Raw genomic sequence first — 20,309 nt, 5'->3', positions numbered from 1 at the left:
GATTCAATCCGCCTTATGATAAACATGTAACCAAGAATAAAGCGGGATACGATAAAGGGAGGATATCTATGAACACAAAGAAAATGAGTGTGCTGCTCAGTTCTATCATGCTGTGCGGGATCGTTGCCGGATGCAGCCAAAAAACGACCGAAGCGCCTAAAGATGTGCCAGCTACAGCTGTACCAGCACAAACAACGAGCAAACCCAAAGAAGCTGTAAAGCTGAAATTTTTCACTGGAAAAGTGGAAACGGTCGATTTGATCAACACGATGATTGAGAAATTCAATTCGGAAAATCCGGGTATTGTTGTTGAACAAGAATATCAAAAAGACGCAAGTAATGTGATTAAAGTGAAATTCGCTTCTGGTGATATTCCAGATATCACAACGGTCGTTGAACAGGATTATATAGACCAAGGAAAATATCTGGATCTTTCCAGTGAAGCTTTCTGGTCCCGCGTTCTCCCTGCGATCAAGGAATTGTCCACAGACGTGAAAACAGGCAAGCAGTTCCGAATTGCAACGAACGTCACGACAGCTGGTATCTTCTACAACAAAAAAATATTCAGTGAGCTTGGACTAAAAGAAGCTTTAACCTGGAACGATTTCAAAACCAACTTACAGACGATCAAAGATAAAAAACCGGATGTCGCTCCTATCTTTATCGCAGGTAGAGAGTCCTGGACACTAGGTCATTTCATTGAGTTCTTGCCTCACGGTATCATCAAACAAACCCAAGGTGTGAACGGATCCCGTAAAGCATTCATCAATAATGAATCCGAAAAATTGGCATTCGACGCAGAAAATGGTTCCATAGATACATTTGCTAAAAGACTGCTGGAGCTAAAAAGCGCGGGACTTATGAACGGTGACGCTTTGACAGCTACTTATGATAACCAAAAAGAGGCATTTGCTACGGGTAAAGCAGCGATGATCAGTCAAGGTATGTGGGTACTGGGCGATCTGCTTAAAATTAATCCGAATATTCAAAATGATATCGGCTTTAGTCCATATCCATCCATCCAAGATGGCACTAAACCGGTCGTGCTTTCCGCAGACGACTCTAGATACGCAATTACATCCCAATCCAAGCACCCGGCAGAAGCGAAGAAGTTTCTTGAATTCCTAATCAAACCTGAGAATTTGAAAACATACAGCGAATTCTTGAAATCGCCTCCAGCATTCACAGATGTATCTGCAGATTGGGGTCCATTGAAAGATCAAGTTTCGCAAGCTTTGAAAACAGGCGTTAACATTCCATTCACAGATACACCATCGGGCTTCTCTGGCGATGATGCAGGAAGAATGGTTCAAGATTTACTTGCAGGCAAATATGCCAAAACGATTGATTTTGCAAAAGCATACCAAACGGCTTGGGATAAAGCCTGGAAAGCAACACATAAGTAAGGTCAACTAAGTTGGGTTCTTACAGAATAGATAGACTTAAATGCTATAGACTCGGCTTAATCCGGGTCTATAGCCATGATTGGAGAGAGAGATGGATGAAAATACTGCATAAGCTATGGAACAACCTGCACAAGTTTATGGCGCTGCCTGCCATCATCTTATTTGGACTATTTTTCATATATCCATTGACCCAGGGGATCGGAATCAGCCTGACCGACTCTAATGGGATATCTCAACCTCAATTTATTGGGTTTCAGAACTTTGTTGAATTTTTTAAAGATGAGCGTGCCAAGAAGGACGTTGCCACTACCGTGCTTTTTGCATTGGGAAGCGCTCCGCTGCTAAACTTATTCGGCTTTGTGTATGCGCTGGTGCTGGATCGTTCTTTCAAAGGCAAAAGTGTGGTCCGAGCTATCATTTATTTGCCGGCCGTTATCAGTCCGCTCATCATGGGGTATGTGTGGTACTTTATCCTTCAGCCGGACCGCGGATTCTTGTATCACGTGCTGCAAAATTTGAATTTAGGCGATCTTAGCGGCAATTGGCTTGGCAATCCTAAATCTGCTCTCATCGTTCTAATTCTGATTAATGTATGGCAGTTTGTGGGCATGACCATGATTATTTATTTGGCAGGGCTCCAATCGATTCCCAAAGAGTTGTATGAGGCGTGTGAAATTGATGGGGCCGGTTATGCCAAATCATTATGGTACATCACCATTCCGATGCTTGTGCAATCTATCAAAATTAATGTTGTGACCAATATAATCGGCTCGTTGTCTGTATTCGAAGTTATCATTGCTCTAACCGATGGAGGACCAGGTTACAGCACTGAATCGCTTAGTATATACATTCTGAGAATGCTGTATGGCAGCTTCACCGGGTATTCAACTGCTGTAGCCATGATCTTATTCGCTATCATCATTATTCCTGTGTTTATTTTTATGAAATTTATTAAAACAAGAGAGTTTGAAATGTAAGGGGGCTTCGTTATGAACTTGACTCGAGTGTTAAGCAAATATGCTTTAGTGACAGTTATGGCGCTGCTGTCCTTAATTCCGTTCTATATCTTGCTTTATTTGGCTCTAAATACGCCCTCCCGGACACTTTTTAATGGGTTTGTGCTGTTTCCTGATTTTCATTTTGCTAACTTTTCACAAGCCTGGAAAGTATCTAAGATGGGGGCAGCAATTGGAAATTCGCTGATTATCGCAATGGGTGGCGCACTCTTGATTATCATAGTATCCAGCTGTGCGGGATATGCGATTGCCAGGTATCAAAACAAATTCCATGCGATCGTATTTAATATTTTGCTAATTTGTATGATGATTCCAGCGATTATCATCACAGTGCCTTTGTATACGCTCATGAAGTCGATTGGCGGTATTAATACGCATTGGGCCATGATTTTACTAATGGCATCCAACGGCATCCCTTTTTCTGTGTTCCTGTACGCCAGCTTCATAAAAGTATTGCCTCGCGAAATTGAAGAATCCGCAATTATTGACGGTTGTACGCCATTCATTGCGTTTTGGCGAGTCACGTTCCACTTTCTTCGTCCAGTCACCGCTGCAGTCGTCATTTTGCAAGGCCTGGCGATCTGGAATAATTACGGGCAAGCGGTATTTTTCCTGACAAGCCAATCGATGAGAACGATCCCGCTAGCCGTATCCATGTTTTTCCAACAATACGGAGCCCAATGGAACCTGATGGCTGCTGCCGCAGTAATTGGACTTGCGCCTGCTGTCGTCGCATTTTTGATTTTCCAAAAATACTTTGTTAAAGGTATAACTGCTGGGGCAGTTAAAGGGTGAGAAGCATGGTTCCACGAATTAAGGACCTATTCGCAAGCAAAGCACAGTTTGTTACAAACGAGCTTGTTTCCATTGAAATTGAATTGGATAACCAGTCACAACAGGAAGCCCCAATTCATCTAGAAGTTAATATTCTGAATTCGAACCGAATCGTAAGGTCATTTTCGCTTGATCTTACTTTACGGCCGTATTCAAGCTCAACCCAAGTGGTTGAACTGGCGTCTTTCGATTCGGATTTTCAAGGTTACGGTGTTGATGTTGTTCTCACCAAAGAAGGTGATGAGCCTCAGCTATTTTCGAGTGCCTTCGATGTGGTATCCGACTGGAGGAAATCACCTCGTTATGGATTCCTAAGTGATTTTCATTCACGGGAAGAGGGTGATATAACTGATGTTGCCAGCCTTAATAAGCTGCACATTAATTTAGTTCAATTTTATGATTGGATGTACCGTCATAACGATCTCGTGCCGCCACAAGATGTGTTTACCGATTTAATGGGTAGGGAACTGAGTCTGAAGGTTGTGAAGGAGAAAATCGCGCTATGCCATTCTTACGGGATGAAGGCAATTGCCTATGGAGCTATCTATGCGGCAAGTATAGCTTTCTTCGAAGAACATCCGGATTGGGCGCTTTATTATAGTAATGGCCATGTTATTGATTTCATCAATATCTTTTCCATCATGAATATCAACGAAGAATCTCCTTGGCACAACCATATTATTAATGAATACAAAAAAACGATTGAAATCGTCCATTTTGACGGTATTCATATGGATACCTACGGATATCCCAAAACAGGTACTTCCATGCTTGGGGGGAAACAAAAGGTCGAGAGGCTCGATGAGCAGTTCCCGGTTCTGATTCGCAACACCCGCCAAGCCTTAGACCAGGTTAAAGACGATGTTTGTCTCATTTTCAACAATGTCGGCAATTGGCCTGTTGATACCGTCGCTTTGGCTGAACAGGATGCCATTTACATCGAAGTATGGAATCCATATGAGAAATATCATCATATCCAGCAGGTGATTGCCTGGGCTAAGCACTTAGGTAAAGGAAAGCCAGTTATATTGGCAGCTTATTTGAAGCCTTTCCGCTTGGAGCCAGAGGAAACGATTGAGAAAGCTCATATGTCTGCATTGCTGCTTTCAGCAATTATTTTCTCCCACGGCGCTTATCATCTGCTGCTAGGTGAGAGCAATGGCGTTCTAACACAGGGATATTATGCCGATTATTCGATTGCCAGCAATGAGTTTATGAGAAATATTAGAAATTATTACGATTTTGTAGTACGTTATGTTCATTTACTGCAGGATTCAACTATGCGTGACGTATCGATGACTCATGTCCAGGGCGATAATTTGGAGTATGTGTTTGAAAATGCTTTTTTCTCCACTTATGGAGAACCGAATAAAGTTTGGACGGTTGTCAGGGAGAATGAGTCACATAAGCTTATCAGCTTCATTAATCTCACAAATAATTCAGAGGATTACTGGAATGAAGGTAAATTACAGCCGATGCCTGTAGAAGGTATCATGGTGAGGATTCAAATCGCTGGCCCGGTTAAGTATGTATTCACAGCTAGCCCGGATATTGAGATGGGCAGACCGCGTGATTTAATCTATACGATTGAGGACACCGAGCGTGGTTTAATTCTTTGTGTTACCGTACCTAAGCTTTATGTGTGGAGTTTGTTAGTTATAGAAGTATAGCGTGGAACAAAAAAGTACCGTCAGGGCTCGAAACTTCCCTGACGGTACTTTTTGGCGCTCACCTAATCATGAGCCTGGATAAGATGTGTTATTACTTATTGAACCGCTGCGACAACGAATTTGTCGTTCACTTTTTTGGTCGTGTAAGTTACACCGTCTTTGGTAGTGAACTTAACTTGATCCTTCGAATTTGACGCGTCGAACGTAATATCTTCTTTTTTCGTTGCAAGAAGGTTCGAAGTGAAGAACGATTGTTTGTTAGCCACGATCGCATTATCCGCTTTTTGATCGGTTAGGTAATGCGCAGTTAATTTATCAGCCATAGCTGTATCGAAGTAGCTGGAAAGAAATTTCACGGCTTTTTCTTTGCCGTCTGCAGCTTTAGGGTTGAGTATAAACGCGCCATCACTGGATTTGGCTTCCGCAAAGAGGAATTCCACTTTCTCCTGAGCGATTCTAGCAGCTATATAGCCTTTCATATTAACGGCATCTTGGCTTTCGGCAGTTGCTTGCGGAGCAGCCGTCGTGTTCGTTGTAGCTACGGGACTTGGTGATGATTTCGGTTGAGTAGTAGAGCAAGCTGCTCCTGTCAACATCACGGATAGTAATATGAGTCCTGCTGCTGTTTTTTTCAATGTCATTGTCGTGCACCTCTTCATTTCATTTTTCGGATAAGACTAATTTTGTAAAATCATCCGAAATATATAATATTTTTTAATCAGCAAAATAAAAATATATACGAAATTGTGAGGAATTGCAAATTTTCTTCATTTAACAGATCGATTCCATATAGAATGATGACTGGTGAAACATTAACTGAAGGTTTGGGGCAGCAAGCCTTCGCCGCGAAGCCATGCAGCAATCACGGTATCGGCAGGTTAGACCAATGAGGCTAGAAAAAAGTTAATATTTTACCCAAAAAAGTAAATTCATGAACTAGACGATAAACAGCGTATTCATTATAGTGGGTTTAAAGATAACTAACCTAAAGAGGTGTTCACTTGAATAGTCGAATATTGTTGGAAGCGTTGCAAGGTGCGGAAACGGATCATGCTTCCCTTTTTGAAGAAGTCAGAACTCGATCCGTGGATATACGCTCAGGTATGGACAATCCGCTGCTGGCTGCCCACCGGATAGAAATAAGGCAGTTGGCTGACCAATTCCTCTCGCAGCCTATCGAGGCGCTGCCCTTCAGCGCATTTCGATTATTTCAAGTAAATGGTTCGAGAAAAGAGTTCGAGAAGCACTACTTCGATCGTAGACGTCGGCTTGCTGCCTTTGCCATCACTGCTTTAATGGAAGATGATGCTGCATTCATTCCTGCACTCGAGGACATCATCTGGGCCATATGTGATGAATATACCTGGTGCTTGCCTGCACACCTGAACGTTCATGATCCCCAAGCGGAAGATGAGGCGGGAAGGCATGTTGATTTGTTCGCTTCCGAGACGGCCCATGCATTGAGCGAGATTTGTCATCTGTTCAAGGATCGACTCGATCCACAAATTGTTAAACGCGCACGCCACGAGGTTATGCGAAGAGTACTGAATCCGTATATGCAGCTCAAGAGAGTGTTTGGTTGGGAGATAGCAACGAACAACTGGTCGGCAGTATGCGCAGGAAGCATCGGAATGGCTGCTATTTATATGATTCAGGATTCGACAATCCTGATGCCTGTCATAAATCGCGTTTTTGGAGCGATGGAGTGCTTCCTTGAAGGGTTCACCGAAGAGGGGGCGTGTCTCGAAGGTCTCGGCTACTGGTACTACGGTTTCGGTTATTACGTATATTTTGCAGAGCTGCTGAAGCAGCGTACAGGTGGACAGGTCGATCTGCTTCTGGATGAAAAGAAAGCCCAGCGCATTGCGGGTTTCCCGCAATTCTGCTTTTTACAGGAGAATCATGTGGCTAATTTCTCCGATTGCGGGCGTACGAGCGGTATTCAGACTGGCTTATTTAGCCGTCTATGCCAAAGGATTGAACAACTCCGCATCCCGTCGCTGACGTATCGCTCGAAGTCAGTTGATAACTGCGGCCGCTTCGCAACGGCACTGCGTGATCTGGCTTGGACAGACTATGCGCTGCTGGAAAAAAGAGAAGGGCTGCCGCTTCGTTCAGAGTTCCTTCAAGAAGCTGAATGGATGGTTAGCCGGTGTCAGGTAAGCGGTAAACTCATCAGCTTTGCAGCTAAGGGCGGACATAATAATGAGCCGCATAATCATAATGATATCGGACATTTTATCTGGGTAGTGGACGGCGTCAGGTGGTTGGAGGATCTTGGTGCTGGTCTATATACAAGACAATATTTTGGCGACGAGCGTTATTCGATTCTTTGCAACAGCTCCTCTGGACATAGCGTTCCCATCATCAATGGCTGCTTTCAAAGTGAAGGAGAGCAGTATCGATCGCAGGTAGTGGAAGCGGGTATTCAAGAGGCGAGAGATCGATTCCTGTTGGATCTGCGGCGAGCTTATGACCTACCGCATCTGCACAAATTGGAAAGATTGTTCGATTTGGATAAGCAGCAGGGGAAATTAACGATAACGGACAGTTATGAATTCACGGAACCACCTACGTCGATTACGGAGCGTTTCATTACCCTTTATCCACCAGCAGTTGGTAAGGAGGGGGAAATCATTTTAAGCGCGAGTGAAGGTCAAAAGCTTCGTCTTGTGTATGAATCCCGCCAGTTGAATGCAGCGATTCAGACTACAGAACACTTAGATCATTCTGGGAAATCCAAGACGGTGTATCTGATTGATCTGAAGAGTGTGGATACGGCCAGACAACAGGTTATATCTGTGACTCTAGAGCCTGTCTTTTAATACGGCATTTCAAAAGATGTGATGGCAATGTCATATATATTGACATGAAACGACATTTTTTATATAATCGAACCATCACAAAGACGTGATCACGTAGAAAATCTAACATTGTTTTCTTTTCTATTCTAATCGGCAACGAAGCCTATCCGTTACAGTTTCTGTAATGGGATAGGCTTTTTTATGTGTAAAAAGGAGGAATCACTTTGTTCAAACTATTTCATTCATCATCGTATGAAAAGGTTCATGGGGATTTATTAAAAATGGCTACGGGTGATTTCAGTATGAGCTGTGCCCCTGTTGTTGGTGAGAAATCATTAATCAGTACGTTGAAAAAAACAATTCGCAGTTTGAAATCTCTCATCCGAATCGTCGATAAATCGTCGAGTGAGCTTTATCATAAGATGGAGGATACTAGCGCTAGGTCAACTCTGATTACTGTGCAGGTAGAAGAAATAACGGCTACGATGCGGGAAATGGCTGAAGGCATGCAAGATACCTCCGAACATGCCCAGTTTATATCAGACCAAATCCATCCTATTCACACCTTTCTTGAGGGAGTTAAAGATAGTAACAGTGCCATCGTCCAATCATCGACTCAGTTTTTAAGAGAAGTGAGCTCCGGCAGAGTGGAAATGAGTGTAGCGATGGAACAAATGCAGTTAATCTCCAAGGATAGTACACAAATCTATGTGAAAATGGATGAATTAAATAAAGCTCTTGAGAAAATTGCAGACATGACCATTTTAATTGAACATATTTCTAAACAAACCCAATTGTTAGCGCTAAATGCGAATATCGAAGCGGCGCGTGCAGGAGAACAGGGAAAGGGATTTGCGGTCGTTGCTCAAGAGATTTCAAAGATGGCCATTCAGACGAAGCAGGAAACGGTTAACATACAGGAACTTATCCAAACGGTTACTTCAAGTGCAGATGGATTGCGGGGTTCGATTCACCAGATGCAGAACACGGTTGGTACAGGAGCGCATACATTGCAAGGAGCGGTTAGCAAGTATGGAAGGATGGAGACGTTTCTCAGTCATCTTTTAGGAGACATGCAGGAAGTAGATGGTCGCTTAGAAGGTGTTACCAGCAATACATTGTCAATTGCGAACTCAATTAATCAAACGTCAGCAATGATTCAACAAGTAGCGGCTGGGAGTGAAGAAGTTTTGGCTGCTGCTGATGTTCAGCTTCAGAATATCTTGGGGATGAATGAAAGTATTCAAGAGGCAACAAGGAGCAGTCTTTCCTTACGCTCGGTAGTTTCGCAATTTAAATTGCCTTCACTCCAGCAATCTCATGCCTTGCAGAAAGATTTGGACTTATGGATGGAATGTGCGACGGGCATGCGAGCGATCATGGTTTCGTTGATTGAAGCGAGGGATCCAGAAACAATAAACGATTGGTACCAGAAAAAAGTGGCACAGGAGGTACTTTTACAGACATGTATGAAAGAGCTAGAAAGTAAGTTGAAAGAGGCAAGTGATCGAAAATACTTCTCCTCGTTGCGCTCTGCTTGGGATGCTTTTGGCGTGATCAAGGATCAAAATGCAGCATGGATGCTGGAAGGTGAATATGATAAAGCGAAGCAAGCGCTGATTAGCCGCGGGCGAGAATGCTTTAAACAAGCGGTTGATATCGCTACTGAATGGATGGAGCAGGTCCGGTCGTAAAGGATTAAATGAAAGATAGCAGTAACCAAACAAGGGATCAACTTTGTGATTTCTTCCATTGCCGGTATGGAGAAAAAGCTGCTTGAGATTATAAAGTGAATTTTTATGGGGAGTGTTTGTATTTCTGGTTTTTAGGATTCTGGTTTGAAGGAGAAAGGGATTAAGGGAAGCATGTACGGCTGTTTTCGCAGCGAATAGGAGCGAAAGTTGTACGCTGTACAACATTTTCGGTGATTTCTTCTCACTTAGCTATTGGATGTTGTATTTTGTGCAACAATTTAACCGTATTTCATGCTTTGGAGCTGCTTTTGGGAGAAAATGTTGTATTTTCTACAACAATCGCACGGATATCGTGAATTAGCTAGCTTATTGTTGTATAGAATACAACATTGCTTTGCGAACCATGTGGTGGGAGTAAAACATTACATTACTTATACCAACATAGGTGGAAGTAAAACAGAACAGAACTTATACCAACATATGTGAGAAAATGCGGTTTCGAGGATCTACGCAAAACGATACTCATCTATGAAAAGAAACAGAGACACATCCACTAATGGAAGTGTCTCTGTTTCTTCGTGTTGGCCTGCTTGCAGCGCAGGCTACTGTTATGATTCTCGCAGCCAAGCTTTGGCGAGCATCATGGCACCGCGCGCAGCAGCCGTGTCGGCCAAGGCATTCAGCATCACGAAGTCGTGGATGATGCCTTGGAAGCGCACGGACGTGACGGGCACGCCGGCTTCGCGAAGCTTGTTCGCGTAGGCTTCGCCTTCATCGCGCAACACGTCGGCCTCGCCCGTAATGATCAGCGCGGGCGGGAGGCAGCTGAGCTGCTCGAGCGTAGCTCGCAGCGGAGATGCCGTCACCTCCGCACGTTCGCGGGGATCAGACGTGTACTGATCCCAGAACCACTGCATAGCATCCCGGCGTAGGAAGTATCCCGTTGCGAACTGCTTATAGGAATCCGTATCGAAGGATGCATCGGTTACAGGGTAGAACAGCAGCTGCTTATGGATAGTCGGTCCCTTGCGTTCTTTGGTAACCAACGTAATGGCTGCGGCCATATTGCCGCCAACACTATCGCCTGCAATAGTGAGACGCTCTGCATCGAAGCCGTACTCCTTTGCATGGCTATCTATCCATTGGAGGACAGCGTAGATCTCCTCGAGTGCTGTTGGATACTTGGCCTCAGGCGAAAGGCTATAGTTGGGGAATACGACGGCTGCCTGAGCACCAACTGCAAGTTCGCGGACTAAGCGATCATGCGTATGTGCATTTCCGAAAACCCATCCAGCACCGTGAATATACAGGATAACAGGGAGTGTCGGAGGTGATTTCTTTGGTCGCAGAATTCTCACGGATACTTCACCGCTCGGGCCACTTGAGATTGTAAGATCTTGCATGTCGACAGCTTCTTTATGGACAGGCTCGGATTGCACCTTGTCAACAGTCTCGCGCCCTTTTACAGGACCTAGATCGAAGAGAAATGGCGGTTTTGTAGTATCTTCTGCGAATTTCTGTGCTGCGGCTTCAAGATGAATTTTGTTTGGCATGGATAGTTCCTCCTTTGGCGTGTTCATGTATGGATTTAGACCATCGCTTGTTGTTTTAAGTGCCTACCACTATGTAAACGTTGATCCTAAGTTTGAATCTCTCCTCTGTTGAAAAGGCACTCAATAGGTTGCCCAGATTGACATGGATGCATCCACTCCTGAATGTAACTGGCTTCAATATTTGAACTAGTATATAGCAATAATTAAGTGTTATTATTGAAAGGAAATAAGTAGAAAAAGGATGTGGATAAATTGGAAGCGCTATCTATGAGTGCCCTTCAAGCAGGTAATACGTCACATAACTATGAAGTTATTCCCAATTGGGCCAAAGTGCCCGAAAATGTCACACTAGGTTACACACATGGAATTGAAGTTGATGAAGCGGATCGCTTTTATTTGTTCCATACCGGAACGCCTTCCGTTGTTGTATTTGACCGTAACGGGCAGTATTTGAATGCATGGGGCGAAGAATTCGAAGGGGGTGCGCACGGCTTTTATCTGCACAAAGAAGCAGGTGGCGAATTCCTTTATGTGACTGACACGGACAAAGGGATTATGGTTAAAACAACGTTAACCGGCGAACATCTGTTAACGATCGGCACGCCAGATCTACCTGAGATTTATGATGCTGAACGCAAATTTGTGCCTACGGATGTGGCTGTGGCGCCAAATGGCGATATTTATATTTCAGATGGTTATGGTCAAAGCTGGGTGCATCAATATAATGCACTTGGTGACTATATTCGCTCATGGGGAGGGAAGGGTTCAGAAGTTGGGCAATTCGCTTGTCCACATGGTATTTCCGTTGATTTGAGACGTGGAGAACCGGAACTTTATGTTGCAGATCGAGGCAATCATCGGATCCAAGTGTTTACACTCGATGGGCAATTCAAACGCACCTTTGACCATGATATGGATATGCCTTGCAGCTTCTATTTCTACAAGGATGAAATGTATTTTCCGGACTTATATAGCCGTGTAACGGTATTCGATAAACATGATAGATTAATTGCGCATTTGGGTGAGGATCGTCAAGCTAAATCGCAGGAGGGATGGCCTAATCTAGATAAAGCTTATTATCGCGCAAACAAATTCAGTTCTCCGCATGGTATATGTGTTGATTCGCGTGGGGATGTGTATGTGGCCGAGTGGATTTCGGATGGACGCTTGACCAAGCTCGCTCGCAGGTAATTGATTGTTATCATCATCTTGTTACTTAACATGCAGGATATAAAGTCACTCTTCCAAGAGTGGCTTTTTTTCTTGTGATCGATTAGTAGCTCCGGTTTTTCTTACTTTACCTTAAGATACGCTAACTTTTTCTGAGTAAACGATAAGCCTGCTATTCTACATGTGCGTTATAGTTAACTTATCGATAAGAACACACATTTAGGAGGGTTTAGGTTGAGTAAATTAACCAATGAAGAAGTCGAATTTTATAAGAAGAACGGGTACTTACTTTATGAAAAGCAGCTGTTTTCACCAGAGAAGTTAGCTGAATTGACGGAAATATTTGAAGACCAACTGAAGCAAAAAGGAAGTAAACTGTCCGACGAGCTGGACACACCTCATTTCCGTGAAGAACGCCTGCTCAAATTCCTCCTGTCTGATGAAGTTCTGGATCTCGTGGAGCCTATTATCGGACCGAACATCGGTCTATGGTCCAGCCATTTTATTTGCAAAGACCCCTTAATTGGCAGGGCAACGCCATGGTATGAGGATTCGGCTTATTGGAATGGTCGAGTCAGCTCATTTGATAAAATCATTACGGTTTGGCTCGCCATTGATAATAGTTCGAAGGAAAATGGCTGCATGCAAGTTATTCCCGGTACACATAACAACGGTTTCTCTGAGTATGAAAGTGTAGATGGGTCCCGGAATCTGTTTAATACGCAAATTAAAAACATGGATACATCAACAGCTGTTCACTTCGAATTACGGAGAGGTCAATGCTCGCTGCATGACTCGCGCATCATTCACGGTGCAGATCCGAACAAAAGCGAAAAACGTCGTTGTGGATATACCATGCGTTATTTCTCAACTGAAACGCAAGTGTATCCAGAGAAAAACAAAAACTTTAAAGTATGGTTGGCACGCGGTCAAGATCTAGCAGGGAATACGTACGCTAACGTATAAAAGACAGCTTCAATAGCCGATTTAAGGTGCATCTCGTTGTGCTATAATAAATGCAAAAATGGAGGCGGAGGGCAGATATGAAAAAACAGCCGATTAGGTTAACGAACGCTCAATTATTGATCCCTCCTCCTCTTTTCAAATTTACTATCAACACATCAATAATGAGCACCACTCCTTGCATTGGCATGAATTTTATGAGCTTTGTTTTGTTCTCCGAGGTAGAGGAGTGAATATCGTTAATGGAACTGAGCATCAGCTTACCAGAGGAAGTCTCTTTCTACTCACTCCAGCAGATTTTCATGAGATATATTCATTTCCCGATGAACCCATGGATATTTACAACCTTGTTTTCTCGGGAGAATTTCTTGGTGAAGACATAAGAGAGCTAATGTTTCAACAATTTGCCGAATATATGGTTGATATCGATGATAACTTTGACATGATAGAGTCAGAATTTCGCCTGATTAGCAGTGAGGCCTATAACTGGATGCCAGGTCAGCGAATGATGGTGAAAGGTGCGCTAGAGCGGATCCTTCTTAACCTTTTTCGAGCGCATTGTCAGAAGCACCCATGTATCGATAAAAAGGATCTAGAAGCTCAGCATCGTTCGATTCAGAGAGCTCTTGTCTATATTCACCACCATTTTCGAGATCCACTACGATTAGAGGAAGCAGCCAAACAGGCTGCATTGGCACCTAATTATTTCAGTCAAGCGTTTCGTAAAATGACAGGAATCCCATTCCAAATTTATTTACAGGGACTGCGTTTGAACTTTGCTAAATCGTTATTAATGGCATCGGATATACCTGTCACAGAAATTTGCTATGCATCCGGATTTAATACGTTAACTCACTTTGAACGAGCCTTCAAACAAAAGTTCGGGAGCTCGCCGAGAACCTTTCAGAAATAAGTTTGTGAGCAAAGCCCCTGTTTTGTAGCCATACAAAACAGGGGCTTTTATGCTTTCAAGCTTTCTTTTGAGATGGATAGAAATAACGGCATTTTTTAGGAAAAAAATAGGTTTACAAACGATGTAAATGGGCTTATAGTAAAGTCAAGGTTTTTCCTTTGGTAAACTCTTTGTCCCATTGGAAACAAAAATTTTTTTACCTAAAATGTTTCCCTAATACAAAAAAATTGTAAACAAGCAATATTAAATAGGAGGGCATGACGATGTTCCGTAAACCGGTTGATAAGGTATCAAGACGTAATCTTTTGAAAATGGGAACCGCTGGGGCTTTTGCTGTCATTGGCAGTGCTTTACTGAATCCATTTGGTAAAACAACATTAGCTGCGGATAAGCATAGCGTTCATAATGCTATGAAAGAACAATTGCATGATGGTATGAAGCATGGTTATGTGCCGAGTACAGAAGTGACTGAAGGTTTTAAAGCAGCACAGAAAGCACTCACAGCATTTGATTATGGAAAGGTAAGTAAGCTTCCTGATGGAAGAACGTTACGGGAGTACGAAATTTCATCATATGAAAATAATGTTGAGATCGCGAAAGGGATCAGGTTTCCCGGTTGGACATTCAACGGCACGATACCAGGACCCACTATTCGTTGTACAGAAGGGGACGTCCTTCGAGTGAAGTTTACCAATACAACGAGCCATCCTCATTCGATTCATTTTCATGGTATGCATCCTACCAACATGGATGGACTGGAAGCGGTTAATGCAGGTGCTTCTTTTACTTACGAATTTGAAGCAAAACCAGCTGGTATGCATGTCTACCATTGTCATGTTGCTCCTCTCGCCAGGCATATTCATAAAGGACTCTACGGCAACTTCATTATTGATCCGAAGAAACCAAGAGCTGCTGCAAAAGAATTCAGTATGCTTATGAACGGCTATGATCTTGATCTAGATGGGGAGAATGAAGTCTACACAGTGAATGGGTACGCGTTTGCCTATCAGCAAGAACCAATTAAGGTGAAAGTTGGGGAACTCGTACGTATTTATCTCAGCAATCTTACTGAATTTGATCCCATAAATTCTTTTCACCTTCATGCGAACTTTTTTAACTATTATGCAACTGGCGCGGATCCTGAAGCGCGTCCTAATTTTACAGATACCATTATGCAATGCCAGGGAGAACGAGGCATATTAGAAATTGTATTCCCAGCACCTGGGCGATACATGTTTCATGCGCATCAAAGTGAATTTGCCGAGCTCGGTTGGATGGGCTTCTTCATAGCTGAATAAGAAAGGAGGAGTGAGCGTACGATGAGTATTAATGTTCAAAGTGAAAATAAGGTTTCAACTAACAAATTTAAAGCTATGCTATGGGGAATTCTCCCCCTAATTTTGCTAATTGCGATTATCACTACCATTGCAAAAGTGGGAACTGGAATCGAAAATGAGCCGGCTGCTCCTATTGAAGTTGTGAATGTAGAGAAAATAACGCTCAATGATGAAGGAATCCAACTTAAGGTGCTTAATTCAGGACCGGAGGAAATTACGATCGCCCAAGTCGTTGTGGATGGAGCCTTTTGGAATGCGGAATTCTCACCAAGTGATACCTTACAAAGGTTTGAACGTGGAACAGTAAAAATCCCTTACCCATGGGTGCAAGGTGATCCGCATGAAGTTAAACTTATCACCTCAAATGGATTGATTTTCACTGGTGAAGTTGCGGCCGCAGCAGCAACACCTGAACCAAATGGTAAACTATTTTGGCAATATGCATTAATAGGATTTTACGTAGGTGTTGTTCCTGTTGGGTTAGGACTCATGTGGTATCCATTTTTACGTAGATTTTCAGTTAGAGGGATGCATGCTATTCTCGCATTAACGATAGGACTATTGTTTTTTCTTGTGATCGATACTTTTGAAGAAGGATTTGAAATGGCTTCAGAGGCTCCAGGTGTCTTTCAAGGTACCGGGCTGGTATGGTTTGGTGCACTGCTCAGTTGTCTCTTCTTAATAGCGGTGGATCAGTCTAATGAACGCAAGCTAAATAGCAGCGCTTTGGAAGGAAGAAGGGTATCGGGCAAAATCGCCACAGGTATTGGTCTTCATAATTTTGGCGAAGGGCTTGCCATTGGATCCGCATTTGCGGTCGGAGAAGCTGCTTTAGGAACATTCTTGATCATCGGGTTTACTCTGCACAATATTACGGAGGGTGTCGGAATCGCGGCCCCACTGCTTAAAGATCGTCCGAACTGGAAGACTTTTGTCACCTTAGCATTGATCGCCGGTGGGCCCGCCATTATTGGAACTTGGGCAGGCGGATTTATTTTTAACGATACATTAGCCGCGCTATTCTTCGGCATAGGCGCTGGTGCCATTCTACAGGTTATTTATGTCATCTCCAAAATGATTCTTAAAGAATCCGAGAAAAGAAATCTTTCTCCTGTTTCTTGGCTGAATTTTGGAGGGCTAACGGCAGGAATTCTTATTATGTATGTGACAGCTCTCATGGTTAAATTTTAATTCAGAAACCTTATATGGGGTAGGTGAACATCATGCTATCAGGCATTGGCGTATCAGGCTTTGTCATCATCTTTGCAGTTGCATTACTTTTATTCGGACCTTCAAAGCTTCCGCAATTAGGCCGCGCATTCGGTACAACGATAAAGGAGTTTAGACAAGGAACAAAGGGATTGTTAGAAGAAGATACCAAAGAGAAGCAGAAAGTAGAATGAATAGAAGACCAATCCGCGATTTTGTGGATTGGTCTTTTTTCATACTCCTGAATGACAACTTCTACAATATATGCCATCGAGTCTGCATAACCGTTTAACAATTTACAAATAATACCGTTGTTTACCTGATAAGGAGGGCATAAAAACAATGAATATAAGAGTTCGAAGCAAACAGGGGATCACTCTGTTGGTCGTACTATTGGTACTACTTGCTTCCACAGGATGCGCGAAAAATGAATCGATTAAAGTCGGTATCGAGAAAAACTCGCGGCCATTCACGTATACAGAAGGGGAAGAGAAGAAAGGCTTCGAAGTGGAATTATGGCAAGCCATTGCTAAAAAGGCGAAAATAAAATATGAATGGGTAGCCATGGAATACGGTGAGTTGAACAAAAGTGTAAAATCTGGCGATGTGGACCTCGCAATTGCCGGAATGACGATCACGAATGCCCGCAAGAACAAATTAGACTATTCAGATCCTTATTTTCAATCGGGAGAAGCGATACTCACCGCATCAGATAACGAAGGGATCAAAGGCAAAGATGACTTGGCCCAGAAAGTGGTGGCAACAAGGAACGGATCCACTTCCTATCAATTTGCCAGTGAAATTCAAGGGATCAAAATAAGGAGCTATGCAAATATCTCCGATGCTTACGATGATTTGAAAAATAAAAACGTTGATGCCGTTATTTTTGAAGAGCACAGTATTCAAGATTATTTGCAAAACTCAGCAGATGGAAAAGTTAAAAAAGTAGGAGAAGTATTCAACAAAGATAGCTACGCTATCGTTGCTAAAAAGCGGAACATGTACATGGGAAGAATCAATAAGGCTATTCTAGCAGTCTCCAAAGATGGAACCTACGAAGCTCTATATACGAAGTGGTTTGGAAGTAAACCAGATAAAATGCCGAAAAAGCTCAAAGACGAGATGGAACACGACATTGAACATGAATCATAAGTAAAAAGTCGACTAGCTGATAGTCGACTTCTTTGCCTTACTGATTATTCAGTCACGTCGGCTGCTCTTGGTACCCACAGAATCATAAAAACAAGTGAAAATACAACAAATATCGGTGGAGCATATTGGATTAGCATGTTTTCCATAAGTTTAGTCACCCTTCTTCTTAAATTTACCTTGAACATAATCAGCATCAAAAAGAAATAGACGCATAAGCAGAAACAGAGATGGGATTAGAATAACAAGCCCTGCAATAAAGGCGATGACTAGCGCAGTTCCCATTGCTTGATTCGTAAAGTTTTCGTGAATGGAGATGTATGGAAATAAAATATACGGTAAATGGGCCTTACCATAACCAAAGAAAGCAAAAGCAAATTGCAAAAGTACTAATATGAAGGCTAGACCTAGCTTTATTTGTTTCCAAAGCAAGTAGACGGCAACTAAAAAACAGAGAAATGATGCTCCGAACATCCATCCAAGGTTAAGCATGTTGCGGAAATGTTCTGGGTTTTGCTGGTTTATAGCGAAAAAAACAAGCAGACTTGCAAGAATAGTAGGTCCGCTCCAGAAAAGAGCATAGCCTCGTAAAATTCCAAAAGCGGGATAGTCTTTTGCTCTGTAGGCGTAGAAGGAAAGGAACATGGACGAAATATAGAGGACGCTGACTAGCGATAGTAATATGACCGACCACGTATAAGGACTCCCAAGTAACTTACTCCAATCTAGTAAAATCATGCCGTTCTGTTCAACGATGATTCCACCCTCAGAAATGGTCAGCACCGTAGAAAGGGTTGCAGGGATGAGCAAGCCAGTTGCTCCATAGAGCAGCATGTACCATTTGTTATCTATGGAACCATAGTTGCTGAAAGCGTAGTAGGCTCCTCTTATGGCTAGCAATATGATAGCCACACTACCTGGCACGAGTAACGCAGTACCGTAATAACGTGCTGTTTCTGGGAAGAAACCAATCATACCGATGTAGAAGAAAACTAAGAATACATTGGTAACTTCCCAGACAGGAGATAAATATCTTTCAATGATCTTATGAATGATATGCTTTTTCATCGTAATAACCGAATAGTAACTGAAGAAACCCGCACCAAAGTCAATGGACGCTACAATTAAATATCCGTATAAAAAGATCCACAAAACGGTTATTCCAACAAGTTCTAGACTCATTCTTTGGTCCTCCCCCCGAAAATACCAAGTGCAATCAGTTCATCTGCAACATCGTTTTTTCTAAAAAGTTTGGATAATACTTTTACCGCAGTCAGTGCTAAAACGATATAAAGTAAACAGAACAGCAGTAACATGGTGTCCACGTCTTGTGAAGTTGTAGCGGCATCTGCTACCTTCATATATCCACGTAGAATCCATGGTTGTCGACCAACCTCCGCGTAAAACCATCCACATTGGATGCCTAGCATGGAAAGAGGACCACACACAACGATAATCGCTAGAAGCCATCTCGGATAAGGTTTAGAGGATTTTTTGCGTGCGTACCACATATGACAAATGGCAACCACAATCACAAACATGCCTATAGCAACCATGGCGTCAAAGAAATAATGCACGTATAGAGGAGGACGGAGATCTTTCGGAATATCATTCAGCCCTTTTACCTCAGTTCCGGGAGTTCCGCCTGCCAAGATACTTAGTGCATACGGAATTTTCAATGCATATTTAACCTCATTATTTTCAGTCAAAATACCACCAAGAACGAGTGGTGCATTCTTTGTTGTTTCGAAATGCCACTCGGCTGCGGCAAGTTTTTCAGGCTGTGTATGAGCTAGAAATTTGGCTGATAGATCACCGATCATAGCCGTAGTTATGGCGAAAACAAGCCCAGCAGTAACGGTCAATTTTAAAGCTTTCTTGGCGTATAAAGTGTCACCCTTTTTCCTGAGAAGGGAGTAAGCCGCTATAGCTGCCAAGATGAATGCGCTGGTCATGTAGGCAGAGGAAAGTACATGTGCCACTTTGGTAGGCATTGATGGATTAAACATAGCTAGAATCGGCTGTACATTCGTAATCAAGCCATCTTTTAGAGTGAAGCCTTGCGGCGTATTCATGAATGCATTCACAGTCGTAATAAAAAAGGCTGAAGCAGAGGAGCCAATGACAACAGGCACGAGTAGTAACAGATGATGCTTAGGTTTTAATCGTTCCCATGTATATAAATAAATGCCTAAGAAGATAGCCTCGATGAAAAAGGCGAATGTTTCTAGAAATAACGGAAGCGCAATGGCTTGCCCAGCAATCTCCATGAACTTCGGCCACAACAGGCTGAGTTGAAGCCCGATAGCAGTACCAGTAACCACTCCAATAGCAACGGTGATAACAAATCCCCGAGCCCATCTTCGTGCCAACAATGCATAATAGGGATCTTTACGTTTAATGCTTGCTAACTCAGCCAACATGATCATGACCGGAACGCCAACGCCGATGGTAGCGAAAATGATATGAAATGCCAGTGTGGTCTCAGTGAGTAGGCGGCTATAAAATACGGGATCGTAGATAAGCATATGGACACATCTCCTTTGTAGCTTTCATAGGTTCAAAAAAACTTGCGGATAAAAGAAAGTAAC

18 protein-coding genes are annotated in these 20,309 nt (G+C 42.9%); 13 read left to right on the top strand and 5 right to left on the bottom strand.

Going from position 1 to position 20,309, the window contains the following annotated elements:
- Window positions 1-68 precede the first annotated feature (68 nt).
- The 4 genes from AC58UU_RS04765 (at window position 69) to AC58UU_RS04750 (ending at window position 4,926) form a co-directional block, all read left to right on the top strand.
- Entirely contained in the window at window positions 69-1,406 is a 1,338-nt protein-coding gene (locus tag AC58UU_RS04765) for an ABC transporter substrate-binding protein (RefSeq protein ID WP_497313480.1), read from the top strand.
- Between the two features lie 95 nt (window positions 1,407-1,501).
- Window positions 1,502-2,383 (top strand): carbohydrate ABC transporter permease, encoded by an 882-nt coding sequence (locus tag AC58UU_RS04760; RefSeq protein WP_497313478.1) that lies wholly within the window; start codon window positions 1,502-1,504, stop codon window positions 2,381-2,383.
- Between the two features lie 12 nt (window positions 2,384-2,395).
- On the top strand, window positions 2,396-3,217 hold the full coding sequence (locus tag AC58UU_RS04755; RefSeq protein ID WP_497313476.1) for a carbohydrate ABC transporter permease: 822 nt from the start codon (window positions 2,396-2,398) through the stop codon (window positions 3,215-3,217).
- 5 nt (window positions 3,218-3,222) lie between these two features.
- A complete protein-coding gene (locus AC58UU_RS04750) occupies window positions 3,223-4,926 on the top strand; it encodes a glycoside hydrolase family 66 protein (protein ID WP_497313474.1) in 1,704 nt (567 codons plus the stop codon).
- Between the two features lie 95 nt (window positions 4,927-5,021).
- Here the strand turns inward: AC58UU_RS04750 and AC58UU_RS04745 are convergent, their stop codons facing one another.
- Window positions 5,022-5,567 carry a hypothetical protein gene (locus tag AC58UU_RS04745; protein WP_497313472.1) on the bottom strand — a complete coding sequence of 182 codons (546 nt, stop codon included), beginning with the start codon at window positions 5,565-5,567 and terminating at the stop codon, window positions 5,022-5,024.
- Window positions 5,568-5,927: 360 nt separating this feature from the next.
- On the opposite strand from AC58UU_RS04745, the gene AC58UU_RS04740 reads away from it, so the two are divergent.
- On the top strand, window positions 5,928-7,751 hold the full coding sequence (locus AC58UU_RS04740; protein WP_497313470.1) for a heparinase II/III family protein: 1,824 nt from the start codon (window positions 5,928-5,930) through the stop codon (window positions 7,749-7,751).
- 203 nt (window positions 7,752-7,954) lie between these two features.
- A complete protein-coding gene (locus tag AC58UU_RS04735) occupies window positions 7,955-9,424 on the top strand; it encodes a methyl-accepting chemotaxis protein (RefSeq protein ID WP_497313468.1) in 1,470 nt (489 codons plus the stop codon).
- A 608-nt stretch (window positions 9,425-10,032) separates the two neighbouring features.
- Here AC58UU_RS04735 and AC58UU_RS04730 read toward each other — a convergent pair.
- Window positions 10,033-10,977: an alpha/beta hydrolase gene (locus AC58UU_RS04730; RefSeq protein WP_497313993.1), complete on the bottom strand. Its 945-nt coding sequence runs from the start codon at window positions 10,975-10,977 to the stop codon at window positions 10,033-10,035.
- A gap of 267 nt (window positions 10,978-11,244) precedes the next feature.
- Here AC58UU_RS04730 and AC58UU_RS04725 point away from each other — a divergent pair, with 267 nt between their 5' ends.
- The 7 genes from AC58UU_RS04725 to AC58UU_RS04695 all read left to right on the top strand — a co-directional run bounded on the left by AC58UU_RS04725 (window position 11,245) and on the right by AC58UU_RS04695 (window position 17,721).
- Window positions 11,245-12,168, top strand: coding sequence for a 6-bladed beta-propeller (locus AC58UU_RS04725; protein ID WP_497313466.1), 924 nt, complete (start codon window positions 11,245-11,247; stop codon window positions 12,166-12,168).
- A 213-nt stretch (window positions 12,169-12,381) separates the two neighbouring features.
- A complete protein-coding gene (locus AC58UU_RS04720; RefSeq protein ID WP_497313464.1) occupies window positions 12,382-13,113 on the top strand; it encodes a phytanoyl-CoA dioxygenase family protein in 732 nt (243 codons plus the stop codon).
- Between the two features lie 112 nt (window positions 13,114-13,225).
- Window positions 13,226-14,023, top strand: coding sequence for a helix-turn-helix domain-containing protein (locus AC58UU_RS04715; protein ID WP_497313991.1), 798 nt, complete (start codon window positions 13,226-13,228; stop codon window positions 14,021-14,023).
- Between the two features lie 263 nt (window positions 14,024-14,286).
- Window positions 14,287-15,321: a multicopper oxidase domain-containing protein gene (locus AC58UU_RS04710; protein WP_497313462.1), complete on the top strand. Its 1,035-nt coding sequence runs from the start codon at window positions 14,287-14,289 to the stop codon at window positions 15,319-15,321.
- 21 nt (window positions 15,322-15,342) lie between these two features.
- Window positions 15,343-16,551 (top strand): ZIP family metal transporter, encoded by a 1,209-nt coding sequence (locus AC58UU_RS04705; protein ID WP_497313460.1) that lies wholly within the window; start codon window positions 15,343-15,345, stop codon window positions 16,549-16,551.
- A 32-nt stretch (window positions 16,552-16,583) separates the two neighbouring features.
- Window positions 16,584-16,763, top strand: coding sequence for a twin-arginine translocase TatA/TatE family subunit (locus AC58UU_RS04700; protein ID WP_171640534.1), 180 nt, complete (start codon window positions 16,584-16,586; stop codon window positions 16,761-16,763).
- A 148-nt stretch (window positions 16,764-16,911) separates the two neighbouring features.
- Window positions 16,912-17,721, top strand: a complete 810-nt coding sequence (locus tag AC58UU_RS04695; protein ID WP_497313458.1) for a transporter substrate-binding domain-containing protein — start codon at window positions 16,912-16,914, stop codon at window positions 17,719-17,721.
- A 44-nt stretch (window positions 17,722-17,765) separates the two neighbouring features.
- Here AC58UU_RS04695 and AC58UU_RS04690 read toward each other — a convergent pair whose 3' ends face one another.
- The 3 genes from AC58UU_RS04690 to AC58UU_RS04680 are packed head-to-tail and all read right to left on the bottom strand — an operon-like array spanning window position 17,766 to window position 20,246.
- Window positions 17,766-17,867, bottom strand: a complete 102-nt coding sequence (locus AC58UU_RS04690; protein WP_497313456.1) for a cytochrome bd oxidase small subunit CydS — start codon at window positions 17,865-17,867, stop codon at window positions 17,766-17,768.
- 4 nt (window positions 17,868-17,871) lie between these two features.
- Window positions 17,872-18,900, bottom strand: a complete 1,029-nt coding sequence (locus AC58UU_RS04685) for a cytochrome d ubiquinol oxidase subunit II (protein WP_497313454.1) — start codon at window positions 18,898-18,900, stop codon at window positions 17,872-17,874.
- Entirely contained in the window at window positions 18,897-20,246 is a 1,350-nt protein-coding gene (locus AC58UU_RS04680) for a cytochrome ubiquinol oxidase subunit I (protein WP_497313452.1), read from the bottom strand. The genes AC58UU_RS04685 and AC58UU_RS04680 overlap by 4 nt, the downstream gene beginning before the upstream one ends.
- Window positions 20,247-20,309: the final 63 nt, after the last annotated feature.

Source organism: Paenibacillus sp. JT22N1 (genome assembly GCF_059692155.1).
This window is presented reverse-complemented; position numbering and strand designations above follow the sequence as displayed.

Bases quoted from the DNA above. Each gene is read 5' to 3' on its own strand.
- AC58UU_RS04765 (WP_497313480.1), top strand. From the start codon at position 69: ATGAACACAAAGAAAATGAGTGTGCTGCTCAGTTCTATCATGCTGTGC.
- AC58UU_RS04760 (WP_497313478.1), top strand. From the start codon at position 1,502: ATGAAAATACTGCATAAGCTATGGAACAACCTGCACAAGTTTATGGCG.
- AC58UU_RS04755 (WP_497313476.1), top strand. From the start codon at position 2,396: ATGAACTTGACTCGAGTGTTAAGCAAATATGCTTTAGTGACAGTTATG.
- AC58UU_RS04750 (WP_497313474.1), top strand. From the start codon at position 3,223: ATGGTTCCACGAATTAAGGACCTATTCGCAAGCAAAGCACAGTTTGTT.
- AC58UU_RS04745 (WP_497313472.1), bottom strand. From the start codon at position 5,567: ATGACATTGAAAAAAACAGCAGCAGGACTCATATTACTATCCGTGATG.
- AC58UU_RS04730 (WP_497313993.1), bottom strand. From the start codon at position 10,977: ATGCCAAACAAAATTCATCTTGAAGCCGCAGCACAGAAATTCGCAGAA.
- AC58UU_RS04725 (WP_497313466.1), top strand. From the start codon at position 11,245: ATGAGTGCCCTTCAAGCAGGTAATACGTCACATAACTATGAAGTTATT.
- AC58UU_RS04710 (WP_497313462.1), top strand. From the start codon at position 14,287: ATGTTCCGTAAACCGGTTGATAAGGTATCAAGACGTAATCTTTTGAAA.
- AC58UU_RS04705 (WP_497313460.1), top strand. From the start codon at position 15,343: ATGAGTATTAATGTTCAAAGTGAAAATAAGGTTTCAACTAACAAATTT.
- AC58UU_RS04700 (WP_171640534.1), top strand. From the start codon at position 16,584: ATGCTATCAGGCATTGGCGTATCAGGCTTTGTCATCATCTTTGCAGTT.
- AC58UU_RS04695 (WP_497313458.1), top strand. From the start codon at position 16,912: ATGAATATAAGAGTTCGAAGCAAACAGGGGATCACTCTGTTGGTCGTA.
- AC58UU_RS04690 (WP_497313456.1), bottom strand. From the start codon at position 17,867: ATGGAAAACATGCTAATCCAATATGCTCCACCGATATTTGTTGTATTT.
- AC58UU_RS04685 (WP_497313454.1), bottom strand. From the start codon at position 18,900: ATGAGTCTAGAACTTGTTGGAATAACCGTTTTGTGGATCTTTTTATAC.
- AC58UU_RS04680 (WP_497313452.1), bottom strand. From the start codon at position 20,246: ATGCTTATCTACGATCCCGTATTTTATAGCCGCCTACTCACTGAGACC.